Source organism: Gordonia sp. Z-3, assembly GCF_036233855.1.
GTDB lineage: Bacteria > Actinomycetota > Actinomycetes > Mycobacteriales > Mycobacteriaceae > Gordonia > Gordonia tangerina.
The window spans coordinates 19,551-32,238 of sequence record NZ_JAZARS010000003.1; the positions used below are offsets into that span (position 1 = coordinate 19,551).

13 protein-coding genes are annotated in these 12,688 nt (G+C 68.5%); 11 read left to right on the forward strand and 2 right to left on the reverse strand.

From position 1 onward, the window contains the following. Window positions 1-98: 98 nt before the first annotated feature. On the reverse strand, window positions 99-533 hold the full coding sequence (locus VX037_RS03730) for a ferritin-like domain-containing protein (protein ID WP_328713266.1): 435 nt from the start codon (window positions 531-533) through the stop codon (window positions 99-101). Continuing rightward, on the reverse strand, window positions 530-1,078 hold the full coding sequence (locus VX037_RS03735; RefSeq protein WP_235722235.1) for a hypothetical protein: 549 nt from the start codon (window positions 1,076-1,078) through the stop codon (window positions 530-532). Before VX037_RS03735 ends, VX037_RS03730 begins: the two co-directional genes overlap by 4 nt. A 158-nt stretch (window positions 1,079-1,236) precedes the next feature. Here VX037_RS03735 and rimP point away from each other — a divergent pair, with 158 nt between their 5' ends. The 11 genes from rimP (at window position 1,237) to truB (ending at window position 12,673) form a co-directional block, all read left to right on the forward strand. After that, a complete protein-coding gene (rimP, locus tag VX037_RS03740; protein WP_235722234.1) occupies window positions 1,237-1,782 on the forward strand; it encodes a ribosome maturation factor RimP in 546 nt (181 codons plus the stop codon). A gap of 187 nt (window positions 1,783-1,969) precedes the next feature. Beyond that, complete coding sequence (gene nusA / locus VX037_RS03745) at window positions 1,970-3,007, forward strand: transcription termination factor NusA (protein WP_235722233.1); 1,038 nt, start codon at window positions 1,970-1,972, stop codon at window positions 3,005-3,007. A gap of 122 nt (window positions 3,008-3,129) precedes the next feature. Further along, complete coding sequence (locus VX037_RS23710) at window positions 3,130-3,411, forward strand: YlxR family protein (RefSeq protein WP_266063045.1); 282 nt, start codon at window positions 3,130-3,132, stop codon at window positions 3,409-3,411. Between the two features lie 104 nt (window positions 3,412-3,515). Beyond that, window positions 3,516-6,317, forward strand: coding sequence for a translation initiation factor IF-2 (gene infB / locus VX037_RS03760; RefSeq protein WP_287015590.1), 2,802 nt, complete (start codon window positions 3,516-3,518; stop codon window positions 6,315-6,317). A gap of 172 nt (window positions 6,318-6,489) precedes the next feature. Then, window positions 6,490-6,954 carry a 30S ribosome-binding factor RbfA gene (gene rbfA, locus VX037_RS03765; protein WP_266062994.1) on the forward strand — a complete coding sequence of 155 codons (465 nt, stop codon included), beginning with the start codon at window positions 6,490-6,492 and terminating at the stop codon, window positions 6,952-6,954. Beyond that, on the forward strand, window positions 6,951-7,907 hold the full coding sequence (locus tag VX037_RS03770) for a DHH family phosphoesterase (protein WP_287015589.1): 957 nt from the start codon (window positions 6,951-6,953) through the stop codon (window positions 7,905-7,907). Before rbfA ends, VX037_RS03770 begins: the two co-directional genes overlap by 4 nt. Before the next feature lie 20 nt (window positions 7,908-7,927). Then, the gene (locus VX037_RS03775) at window positions 7,928-9,274 is read left to right on the forward strand and encodes an MATE family efflux transporter (RefSeq protein ID WP_328713268.1); all 1,347 of its coding nucleotides are present in this window, start codon (window positions 7,928-7,930) and stop codon (window positions 9,272-9,274) included. A 42-nt stretch (window positions 9,275-9,316) separates the two neighbouring features. Then, a complete protein-coding gene (locus VX037_RS03780; RefSeq protein ID WP_328713270.1) occupies window positions 9,317-10,069 on the forward strand; it encodes an esterase/lipase family protein in 753 nt (250 codons plus the stop codon). A gap of 60 nt (window positions 10,070-10,129) precedes the next feature. Further along, on the forward strand, window positions 10,130-11,116 hold the full coding sequence (locus VX037_RS03785; protein WP_328713272.1) for a metallophosphoesterase family protein: 987 nt from the start codon (window positions 10,130-10,132) through the stop codon (window positions 11,114-11,116). Next, on the forward strand, window positions 11,113-11,769 hold the full coding sequence (locus VX037_RS03790; RefSeq protein WP_235722226.1) for a 4'-phosphopantetheinyl transferase family protein: 657 nt from the start codon (window positions 11,113-11,115) through the stop codon (window positions 11,767-11,769). The genes VX037_RS03785 and VX037_RS03790 overlap by 4 nt, the downstream gene beginning before the upstream one ends. A gap of 1 nt (window position 11,770) precedes the next feature. Next, window positions 11,771-12,673 carry a tRNA pseudouridine(55) synthase TruB gene (gene truB, locus VX037_RS03795; RefSeq protein WP_328713274.1) on the forward strand — a complete coding sequence of 301 codons (903 nt, stop codon included), beginning with the start codon at window positions 11,771-11,773 and terminating at the stop codon, window positions 12,671-12,673. Window positions 12,674-12,688 lie beyond the last annotated feature (15 nt).

Genomic DNA, 12,688 nt, shown 5'->3' on the forward strand with positions numbered 1-12,688 from the left:
CGGATCGATCCGCGCACGCGATCGGCATCCGCGCACCTCGCGACATGCGCGGATGCGCAGCGGCTGCGCGTCGTGGTTGGCCCGAGCCTTCAATCGGCTCAGCCGGCGCGTCCGGGGAACGGGACGGTGACCGGTGATTCACGCAGTGCCGCACGCCAATTGGCCGCGCGCACCGATGATTCGGTGAGTCCGTCGAGTCCCGTGCGGCGCGCCGTGGCATCCTCGCTCTGCTCGATGAGCGCGCGATAGGCGACCGTGCAGTCGACTTCGGCGGCGAGGAGCGCCTGGACCGCCGTCACCGAATCATCGACATCCACGGGCAGTATGTAGCCGGCGGCCGCTTGCGGTGCCGTCGCGCCGGCCGCAGTCAGCGCAGCCACCAGTTCGTTGCGTCGAACTCGATGGGCGGCAACGTATTCCGCCACCATCGAACGCCGTGCAGTGGAAACGTAGGCGGTCGACACGCCGTAGGTGAAGATCGCGGCGTCCTCGGCATCGACGGCGGCAGCAAGTGCGTCAGTCGGGGCGGTCATGCGAGCTGTACCTCCACCATGCTCGTCACCGAGGCGCTGATCGCGCCGGCGAGTCCGGCCGGGTAACCGTTCAATGACACCGTCGCGTCCGCGGAGGTGCGTGCCGATTGCTGTAGCAGCCCGCGCATCCCGGCAACCGTGGAGACGGTCGGAACAGGCGCCGACGGAGCCGGGGCCGTCCCCGACGTCGGAGTCCCCGGCGTCGACCCCGATCCTGCAGCTCCCGCCGTGCCGAGGCGTGCGGCGGTGCGTTCGTCGAGTCGGGTGATCTCCTCGCGCAGGGCCTGGGCGTGCTCACCGCGTTGGTTCGCGACCACCCCGAGGGCATTGCTGTACTCCGGCACCTGCGGAGCCAATGCCTGCGCGGCAGCCTGATCGGCCAGCGCAGCATCGGCGAGCGGTGCCAGGGCGGCGGCGGTGATCTGATCGGCAGTCGGGCCTCGGTCGCAGGCCACCACCATGGATGTCGCGACACCTCCGGCTACGACGACCAGACTGCCGCGCAGGACCGAACGGCGGGGGAGGGGAGTGGTCACGCGAGACATGATGCCAGCAGACTTCCCGCTTTCGAGCACGAGCCGGTCGGCTGGTCGTCGGTGCCATCACGATGGTCTACGATGGGCCACTGCACACGAGCGGTCCATCACCGCCGTGACCATCAGTCCACAGCATCGTCGCGACAACTGAAGACGAGGAGGCGCTTGTGCCGCTCACCGCCGAACAGGTGCACCGACTCGTCGAATCGGTCGTCACCGCCGAGGGCTTCGACCTCGAGGATGTACATGTCACCGGCTCCACCGGCCGGACCGACGTCAGCATCGTCGTCGACCGCGATGGTGGCGGCGAACTCGACGTCCTCGCCGACCTCAGTCGACAGATCTCCGACGTTCTCGACGCGGCGCCCGAGACCGCTGACGCCGCCTACGTGCTCGAGGTCACCTCGCCCGGTGTGGACCGCCCCCTCACCCTGCCCCGGCATTGGCGGCGCGCCACCGGCCGCAAGGTGTCGGTTGACTACGTCGATGCCGCCGGTGCCCCGGCGCACCTCGATGGTCGGGTCGGATCGGTCGATGAGGACGCGGTGGAGATCGTCGTCAACAACCGTGGTCGCCTGAGTGCCATGCGGGTGATGCTGGAGTCGGTGACCAACGCCGTGGTGGGCGTGGACTTCTCCCGCCCGAGTTCCGCCGAACTAGAGCTGTGTGGCCTCAAGGCCGACGAAATCGCGCGGCGTCGCCAGGCGCCCTGAGCGGACACACCACCACCGACGCATTCACAAATCGCGTGTAACTGCGCACAATCAAATCGGACAACAGAACGCCCGAACGCAAGCGGACAGCCCAAGCAAGTGAACAGCCCAGACAAGTGAACAGCCCAGACAAGTGAACAGCCCAGACAAGTGAATAGGAGCCACAAATGAATAGGAGAACTGCCAGATGAACATCGACATCAATGCGCTGCGGATGATCGAGGCCGACAAGGGCATCTCCATCGAGACGGTGATCACCGCGATCGAGACCGCCCTGCTGACGGCCTACCGGCACACCGATGGCTTCGCGCCGCACGCCCGCATCGACGTGAATCGCAAGACCGGTGCGGTGCGGGTGCTCGCGCAGGAGCTCGACGACAACGGCGATGTGGTCCACGAGTGGGACGACACCCCGGAGGGTTTCGGCCGGATCGCCGCCACCACCGCACGTCAGGTGATCCTGCAGCGCCTCCGCGACGCGGAGAACGAGAAGAACTTCGGCGACTTCGCCACCCACGAGGGTGAGATCGTCGGTGGCGTCGTGCAGGCGGACGCCCGCGCCAACGCCCGCGGGATGATCGTGGTGCAGATCGGCAGCGACGCGAACAGCGCCGAGGGGGTCATCCCGACCGCCGAGCAGGTGCCGGGCGAGACGTACGAGCACGGCGACCGCATCAAGTGCTACGTCGTGGGCGTTTCTCGTGGACCGCGTGGGCCGCAGATCACGTTGTCGCGCACGCACCCGAATCTGGTGCGCAAGTTGTTCTCGCTCGAGGTCCCGGAAATCGAGGACGGATCGGTGGAGATCGTCGCTGTCGCCCGGGAGGCCGGACATCGCTCGAAGATCGCGGTGCACACCGGCGTGAGCGGACTCAACGCCAAGGGCGCGTGCATCGGACCGATGGGGCAGCGGGTCCGCAACGTGATGAGCGAACTGGCCGGCGAGAAGATCGACATCATCGACTACGACACCGACCCGGGGGTGTTCGTCGGGAATGCATTGTCGCCGGCGAAGGTTGTCTCGGTGGAGGTCGTCGACCTCGCCGCCAAGGCCGCACGAGTCGTGGTACCCGACTATCAGTTGTCTCTGGCGATCGGCAAGGAAGGCCAGAACGCTCGACTCGCTGCCCGGCTGACCGGCTGGCGGATCGACATTCGGTCCGACGCCGATCCGGCGCCACCGGCCGCGCACAGCGGCCGTCCGGGCCTGTCGCACGCCGACTGAGCAGCCGGTTGTCCGAGAACACCTACGGCGCGCTAGACTGATCGATGGTTCAGCGAAGACTGTTGACGCCACCCCCGGATCGAAGCGAGCAGGACGGTTTCGCCCACCTCGGGCCGGTCCGGATGTGTGTCGGCTGTCGCAAGCGCGCCGAAGCAGCCGATCTGGTCCGGGTTGCCGTCCGACAGGACGACAACACGCCACAACTGGTTGTGGACGTCGCGCGAACCGTGCCGGGACGAGGTGCCTGGTTGCACCCGCGGAGGGACTGTGTGACCGCCGCGGTGCGACGCAAGGCGTTTCCCTCGGCGCTACGGGCCCCCGGTCTGACCGTGGACCCCGACGACCTCGCCGAAGCGATCGGCGAGATCACCGAAGAAGATGGCCGTAGCGGCCGGAACAGGTAGCAGAAGACTATGAGCACACCGTGAAGTACCCACGATGAGCGCGTATCGGACGTAAACCGAGGTCGTAGCGGGCAGCCCGCTCGACCTCACAAGTGAGGAGAGCAGTGGCAGGCAAGGCCCGCGTGCATGAACTGGCCAAAGAACTCGGCGTGACGAGCAAGCAGGTGCTCGAGCGACTGAAGGAGCAAGGCGAGTTCGTCAAATCTGCGTCGTCGACGGTGGAGGCCCCAGTGGCCCGTCGACTCCGCGAATCATTCCCCAAGTCCTCCGGGTCCAAGGAAGGCGCCAAGTCGGCGCCCAAGCCCGGCGGTGCACCCAAGCCCGGCGCCAACGGCTCCGGCGCCAAACCCGGACCGGCACGGCCCGGCCCCAAGCCCGGCGCACCGACCCCGGGCCCGTCCCCGGCCGCGGCGGCCGACGCCACCCCGGCCCCGTCGTCGACTCCGTCTCCGGCCCCGGCCCCCACGCCGTCCCCGGCGAAGCCGAAGCCCGCCCCGGCTCCCAAGCCGGAAGCTCCGGCCGCGAAAGACGCCGGCAGCGCTCCCGCGGCCCGACCCGGCCCGCGTCCCGGTCCCAAGCCCGGCCCGCGCGCACCGCGTGTCGGCAACAACCCGTACTCATCCGCGCCGGCGCCCGCTCCACGGCCGCAGGGTCCTCGTCCCGGTCCGGGGCAGGGTGGCCCGCGTCCCGGCGGCGGTCGGCCCGGAGCCGGTGGACGCCCAGGTCAGGGTGGCGGTCGTCCCGCTCCCGGTCAGGGCGGACCCCGTCCCAGCCCCGGTAGCATGCCCCCACGCCCGAGCCCGGGCGCGATGCCGAGCCGTGCCGCGCGTCCGGACGCCGGACGTCCCGGTCGCGGCGGACCCGGCGGTGGCGGCGGCCGTGGCGGCGGCGGAGGCGGCGGCTTTCGTGGCGGACCCGGCGGTGGCGGCGGCGCGCCCGGCGGTTTCCGCGGACGCCCAGGTGGCGGCGGCGGTCGCGGTCGCGGCGGTGCCGCGGGTGCGTTCGGTCGTCCGGGCGGTGCCCCGCGCAGAGGACGCAAGTCGAAGCGGGCAAAACGCGCCGAGTACGAGAACATGCAGGCTCCGGCCGTCGGTGGCGTTCGGCTGCCGCGCGGCAACGGCGAGACCATCCGTCTCGCTCGTGGTGCCTCGCTGTCGGACTTCGCCGACAAGATCGATGCCAACCCGGCATCGCTGGTCCAGGCGTTGTTCAACCTCGGCGAGATGGTCACGGCGACCGAGTCGGTCAACGACGAGACGCTGGAGCTGCTCGGCTCGGAGATGAACTACACCGTCCAGGTCGTCAGCCCCGAAGACGAGGATCGCGAGCTCCTGGAGAGCTTCGATCTGTCCTACGGCGAGGACGAGGGCGGCGAAGAGGATCTCGAGCAGCGTCCGCCGGTGGTCACCGTCATGGGTCACGTCGACCACGGCAAGACCCGACTCCTCGACACCGTGCGCAAGGCCAATGTCCGTGAGGCGGAGGCCGGTGGCATCACCCAGCACATCGGCGCTTACCAGGTGAACACCCACCTCAACGGGGACGATCGTCTGATCACGTTCATCGACACCCCGGGTCACGAGGCGTTCACCGCCATGCGTGCCCGTGGCGCGAAGGCCACCGACATTGCGATCCTCGTGGTCGCGGCCGACGACGGCGTCATGCCGCAGACGGTGGAGGCGGTCAACCACGCGCAGGCGGCGGATGTGCCGATCGTGGTGGCGGTCAACAAGATCGACAAGGAGGGCGCCGACCCGGCGAAGATCCGTGGTCAGCTCACCGAGTACGGCCTGATCCCCGAGGAGTACGGCGGCGAGACGATGTTCGTCGACATCTCCGCCAAGCAGGGCGACAACATCGACGCGCTGCTCGAAGCGGTCCTGCTGACCGCGGATGCCTCGCTGGATCTGCGGGCCAACCCGGACATGGACGCCCAGGGTGTCGCGATCGAGGCACACCTCGACCGTGGTCGCGGACCGGTGGCGACCGTGCTCGTGCAGCGCGGCACCCTCAAGGTCGGCGACTCGATCGTCGCGGGTGACGCCTACGGACGTGTCCGCCGCATGGTCGACGAGCACGGCGACGACGTCGCCGAGGCGCTACCGTCGCGTCCGGTTCAGGTCATCGGATTCACGTCGGTGCCCGGCGCGGGCGACAACCTGCTCGTCGTCGAAGAGGACCGCACCGCCCGGCAGATCGCCGACCGGCGCAACGCGCGCAAGCGCAATGCGCTGGCCGCGCGCAGCCGTAAGCGGATCAGTCTGGAAGACCTGGATTCGGCGCTCAAGGAGACCAGCCAGCTCAACCTCATCCTCAAGGGCGACAACTCGGGTACCGTCGAGGCGCTCGAAGAGGCGTTGCTGGGGATCGACATGGGCGATGAGGTCTCGCTGCGGGTAATCGACCGCGGTGTCGGTGGTGTCACCGAGACCAACGTCAACCTCGCGGCGGCGTCGGACGCGATCATCATCGGGTTCAACGTGCGTGCGGAGGGCAAGGCCACCGAGCTGGCCAACCGCGAGGGCGTCGACATCCGGTACTACTCGGTCATCTACCAGGCCATCGACGAGATCGAGAGCGCGCTCAAGGGCATGCTCAAGCCGATCTACGAAGAGGTGGAGCTCGGCCGCGCCGAGATCCGGGCCATCTTCAAGTCGTCGAAGGTCGGCAACATCGCCGGCTGTCTGGTCCAGTCGGGCATCATGCGGCGTAATGCCAAGGCCCGCCTGCTCCGCGACAACGTGGTGATCGCCGAGAACCTGTCGATCGCCTCACTGCGGCGCGAGAAGGATGACGCGACCGAGGTCCGCGAAGGCTACGAATGTGGTCTCACGCTCACCTACAGCGACATCAAGGTCGACGACGTCATCGAGAGTTACGAATTGCAGGAGAAGCCGCGCGACTGACGATCGATGACGTCGTCGACGGACATCAAGGTCGACGACGTCATCGAGAGTTACGAATTGCAGGAGAAGCCGCGCGACTGAGTCCGCCGCGACAACCCACCTCCCCTTCGGTCTGCGTGCCGCTGCGCGCGCAGACCGAAGGGGAGTAGTTTCCCAGTGGAAAGGACGACAGATGGCTGATTCGGCACGAGCCGCCCGTTTGGCGAAGCGCATCTCGTCGATCGTCGCATCGGCGATCGGCACCGAGATCAAGGATCCGCGGCTCGCACACGTGACCATCACCGACGCACGTGTCACCAACGATCTGCACGACGCGACGATCTTCTACACCGTGATGGGCGAATCCATAGACGCCGAACCGGACTACGACGCCGCTGCAGCCGGCTTGGCCAAGGCCACCGGCATTCTGCGATCCAAAGTCGGTGCGGGCACCGGCGTTCGGTTCACCCCGACGCTGACCTTCGCGCTCGACACCGTGCCCGATGCGGCGCGTCAAATGGAGGAACTGGTGGCGCGCGCCCGCGCCAACGATGAGCTGGTGGCGCGTCAGGCGGCGACCGCGACCCCCGCGGGTGAGGCCGACCCCTACCGCAGCCGCGACGACGAGCCCGGCGACGAGGACGGTTCGCCGGAGTGACGGCCGCGACCAGCACGGCGGTCGCCGGTGCTCTCACCGGGGTATCCGCCGTGACAATCCTCTGCCACGTGCGCCCGGACGCGGACACCATCGGCAGCGGGCTGGCGCTGGGGTTGGCACTGACCCGCCTCGGCACCGAGGTGGAGGTCGCGTTTCCCGACACCGTGGCATTGCCGGCGGTATTGGGCGAGCTTCCCGGTAGCAAGCTGCTCGTGCCGGCGGCCGAGGTGGTGGGGCATCCGGTGGTGGTGTCGGTGGACGCAGCCAGCCTGGGGCGGCTCGATGGGCTGGCGCCGGTGTTCTCGGCTGCGGAGTGCTCGGTGACAATCGATCACCATGCCTCCAACAACGGGTTCGGCGACCACGACCTGATCGATCCGGCGGCAGACTGTACCGCTGTGTTGGTGTTGGCGGTGCTCGACGAACTCGGTGTCGAACTCGACGTCGACATCGCCACCTGCCTCTACGCGGGCATCGTCACCGACACCGGCTCGTTCCGCTGGGCCCGACCCGAGTCGTTCCGGGTGGCCGCACGGCTGCTCGACGCCGGAGTCGACGGACGGGCGTGGAGCCGCGCACTGATCGACAGTCACCCGTTCGCCTGGTTCTCCCTGGTGTCGCAGGTGCTCGCGACCGCGCGTCTCGACCCGCACGCCTGCAACGGCGAGGGGATCGTCTATGCGGTGGTGGGTCACGACGTCCTCTCCGCGATGAGCTGGGAGGAATCCGAGAGCGTCATCGACATCGTGCGCACGGCCGTCGAGGCCGAGGTCGCCGCAGTCTTCAAAGAGACCGCGCCCGGAGAATGGGCCGTGTCGCTGCGATCCAAACGCGCCGTGGACCTCGTTCCCATCGTCGCGGCACGCGGTGGTGGTGGCCATCGGCACGCATCGGGATACAGCGACACCGGCACCGCCGACGCCGTCGTCGCGCGACTGGTGGAGTCCCTCTGAGCGAGTCGGACGTCACGTGCGTGCCGCCGTCGACGCCGAGCGGTCGGCGCATCGCGGTGCTCACCGTGTCGGCGCTGGCGGTACTCATCGCGCCGCCGCTGTATCTGCTTCTCGACCTCGCCGTGGTCGGTCGCCTCGGCGGCAACGAACTGGCTGCGCTCGGCGTGGGGACGTTGGTGCTGTCGGTGATCAGCACCCAGCTCACCTTTCTCTCCTACGGAACCACCGCGCGGTCGGCCCGTCGATTCGGCGCAGGCGACCGATCGGGTGCGATATCCGAAGGGGTACAGGCGAGCTGGATCGCGCTCGGAGTCGGTGTTGCGCTGGTGGCGGTGATGTACCCACTGGCGCCGGTGGTGATGCGGGTGCTCGTCGGTACCGGCTCGGCGGATTCGCAACAGGTCGTCGCCGACGGGGCCGGCTGGCTGCGGATCGCCATGTTCGGCGTTCCGCTGATCCTGTTGTCGATGGCCGGCAACGGCTGGATGCGTGGGGTGCAGGACACCCGGCGACCGGTTGTCTACGTCGTGGTCGGGCTGTCGGTGGCGGCGGTGTTGGTGGTCGGTCTGACCCACGGTGTCGGCCCGTTTCCCCGGATGGGCCTGCCTGGGAGCGCCGTGGCGAACGTGGCGGGACAGGGCCTGACGGGGCTGCTGTTCGCCATCCGGGTGGTTCGTGCGGTCCGTCGGTCGGACACGCCACGGATCGCCCCGGATCGACGGGTGATCGGGGCGCAACTGGTGATGGCGCGGGATCTGGTGCTGCGCAGTCTGTCCTTCCAGGTGTGTTTCCTCTCCGCTGCCGCGGTGGCAGCACGGTTCGGCGTTCACGCCGTCGCGGCCCACCAGGTGGTGCTGCAACTGTGGGAGTTCATGTCGCTGTTTCTGGACTCGCTCGCCATCGCCGCGCAGTCGCTGGTGGGGGCTGCGCTCGGTGCGGGGGCCGTCGGCTCCGCGGTGGGTACGGCGCGTCGCGTGACCGTGATGTCGGTGGCCGCGGCCAGCGCAGCGGCGGCGGTCTTCGCGCTCGGCGCGGCACTGATCCCGCGGCTGTTCACCTCGGACCCGGCGATCCTCGACGCGATCGAGACGCCGTGGTGGTTCTTCGTGGCGATGTTGCCCATCGCCGGCGTCGTGTTCGCGCTCGACGGCGTGCTCCTCGGCGCGGGTGACGCCCGTTTCCTGCGCACGGCCACGCTGGCCGCGGCACTGGGCGGATTCCTGCCGCTGATCTGGTTGTCGCTGGTGTTCGATTGGGGTCTCGCCGGCATCTGGAGCGGCCTGGTGGTGTTCATGGTCCTCCGGTTGGTCGCCGTCGCCCATCGTGTGCGATCGGGTCATTGGCGCCGCACCGGTGCGCAGACCTGACCAAAGGGTAAGTTCGCGCCCGGCTTCGGTTACCCTCACCTCATGTCGATCCGATCCCTCGTCGCCGTCGTGTGCGGCGTGTTCGCGATGTGTCTGTCCACCGTGGCCGCTCCGGCCGGCGCCGCGCCGGCTGCGACGACGCACGTCCTGATCGTCCCGGGCCAGTACCTCGGGGCGCTGCCGTATCAGCCGATGGCCCAGAACCTGACGGCGCGCGGATATCCCACCGCGGTCCTCGACCTCCCGGGTGCCGACATGACCGCCGAGGCGAAGCAGATCGGCGCCGCGGTGGACCGACTTCACCGTGAGCACCCGGGGGACCGGGTCGCCCTGGTCGGTCACAGCATCGGCGGTGTCAGCTCCCGCCTGTATCTCAAGGAGATGGGTGGACACCAGAAGGTGTCCACCTACCTCGCGTTCGGCAGCCCGCAGTACGGCTCGCCGGGCGCCTGTGGCCAACCGGCCGCCTCCGAGGTGTGCCCTGGAACCCCATTCTTGACAGCTTTGAACGAAGGCGACGACACCCCGGGCTCCACGCAGTACTACGGCGTCCGCAGCGCCCGCGAGTGGGTCGACGGCCACCTCGACGGAGGTCAGTGCCGGGTCACTCCGATCCCGGCCAACGAGTCGCTGCCGGCGCTCGGGCTCGAGCACACCTTCGAACCGTTCGACCCCAAGATCTGGGACGTCACGGTCGCGGCCATCACGGGACGCTGCGTCGGCGAGTACGTCACCGAGCCCGACGGTGTGCTCACCTACGAGAAGTCCGCACTCCCCGGGGCGCCGGTCCGCTGACCGAGGCGCGGCGGTCGGGCTGCTCCGAGGTGACCGCGGCCACATCGTTAGGCTGAACGGATGGCGACGTTGTGGGCGATCAGTGACCTCCATGTCGCGCATCGGGGCAACGAGCACATCGTCGACCAGATCCGGCCGCAGAGCAGTGATGACTGGCTGATCGTCGCGGGCGATGTCGCCGAACGCACCGATGACATCATCGACACGTTGCGGCGGCTGCGAACGAGGTTTCACACCGTGGTGTGGGTGCCGGGCAACCACGAGCTCTACACCACCGCGAAGGACCCGCTGCAGATCTTCGGCGTCGCGCGCTACGACTATCTGGTGCAGGCCTGCCGAGACATCGGTGTCGTGACGCCGGAGGACATCTACCCGTTGTTCGACCCCGGCGACGGATCGCCGGGCGTTCGGGTGGTGCCGATGTTCCTGCTCTACGACTACACCTTCCGTCCCGAGGGCACCACCACCACGCTGACCGCGCTGGCGTTGGCCCGCGAACGAAACGTCGTCGCCACTGACGAGTTCTTGCTCTCGCCGGAGCCGTTCCCCACCCGCGATGCGTGGGGTCGGGCGCGCATCGAGTCGACGCGCCGGCGCCTCGATGCACTGGATCCCGCCGAACCCACTGTGCTGATCAACCATTGGCCGTTGCGTCGGGAACCCACCGACGCCCTGATGTACCCGGAGTTCGCGCTCTGGTGCGGAAGCGAACTCACTGCCGACTGGCACACCCGGTACAACGCCGCGTGCTGCGTGTACGGCCATCTGCACATCCCGCGGACCACCTGGTACGACGGCGTACGCTTCGAAGAGGTGTCGGTCGGGTATCCGCGCGAATGGAAGCGCCGCGGGCTACCGGATCCCTTGCTGCGGCCGATCATCCCGGACCCAGGGCTCACCGAGGACGACCTGCCCGGTCACGGCGCACGGTTCGAACTGCCGCCGGACTACGAGCAACGGGCCGCCGAGTTCGCGCGCCGCATCGCCGAGCGGCGCGAGCGTCGGGCCGCACGACCCACCACACGTCCCCAGGAGGGCGACAGATGATCGAACAGCTCGTGCCGAGCGGTGTCGCCGCGGCCGAGGCGTTCGAGGACCCACCGGGCATCGAACCGCTGCCCGCCGAACGGTCCCTGATCGAACGGGCCGTGGAGAAGCGGCGTCGCGAGTTCACCACCGCGCGGTACTGTGCGCGACAGGCCATGGGGCAGTTGGGAATCGAACCCGCTCCCATCATGCGCGGTGAGCGCGGGATGCCGGTCTGGCCCGACCGGGTCGTGGGAAGTCTGACCCACTGCGACGGATATCGGGCGGCCGTGGTCGCCTACGCGCTGCAGGTCCGGTCTCTCGGTATCGACGCCGAACCACACGATCGCCTGCCCGCCGGAGTTCTCGAGCACACCAGCCTGGAGGCCGAACGTGCGGTGCTCGCCACCCGCCCGGCCGGAGTGCACTGGGATCGGTTGCTGTTCTGCGCCAAGGAGGCCACCTACAAGGCGTGGTTCCCGCTGACGCAGCGGTGGCTCGGTTTCGAGGACGCCCACATCACGTTTGACCAGACGTCCGAACGGGCCGGCACGTTCACTTCGGCAATCCTCATCGATCCAGCCGCGGTCGATGGTGGGGCGCCGCTGGTGGAACTCCGCGGACGATGGTTGATCGACCAGGGACTCATCACGACGACGATTGCGCACCTCTGACATGGCCGATGCATCGATTGAGAACGCCGGCCTGATCGTCGTCGACAAAGACCCCGGCATGACCAGCCACGATGTCGTGTCGAGATGCCGAAAGCTGTTCAACACCAGGCGGGTCGGACACGCCGGCACGCTCGACCCGATGGCCACCGGCGTGCTGGTGGTGGGTATCGAACGGGCCACCAAGCTGCTGGGACTGCTTTCGCTGACCACCAAGTCCTACGTGGCGACCATGCGGCTCGGTGCGGCCACCGACACCGACGATCGTGAGGGCGAGACGATCTCGCATGTTGATGCGGCACATCTGACCGACAACGAGATCGCCGCCGGCATCGCGGCTCTGACCGGTGACATCGAACAGATTCCGGCCCGGGTGAGTGCGATCAAGGTCGACGGCAGACGCGCACACAGCCTGGTGCGTACCGGCGCGGAGTTCGATCTCGCGGCCCGGCCGGTGACGGTCAGCAGGTTCGACATCGTCGGCATCCGGCGAACCGACGACGGCTTCGTCGATGTGGATGTCGAGGTCGATTGTTCGGCCGGCACCTACATCCGCTCGCTGGCCCGCGATCTCGGTTCCGCACTGGAGGTCGGCGGCCACCTGACGGCGCTGCGCCGCACGGCCGTCGGGCCGTTCACTCTCGAGAACGCTCGCACGCTGGAGATGCTGAGCGAAGGCCCCGGTCTGTCGCTGACGATCGATGAGGCTGCGAAACTGTCCTTCCCGCACCGCGACATCGATGCCGACGAAGCGGAGTCGATCAGTCAGGGGCGATGGTTGACCCCGATCGGCCGCAAGGAGACCTACGTGGTGATCGACCCGGACGGTCGGGCCATCGCACTCGTACAGGAGAAGGGGCGCCGCGCCAGTTCGGTGATGGTGGTGCGGCCGGCGACGCTACGCTGACCCCGGGGTCAGCGA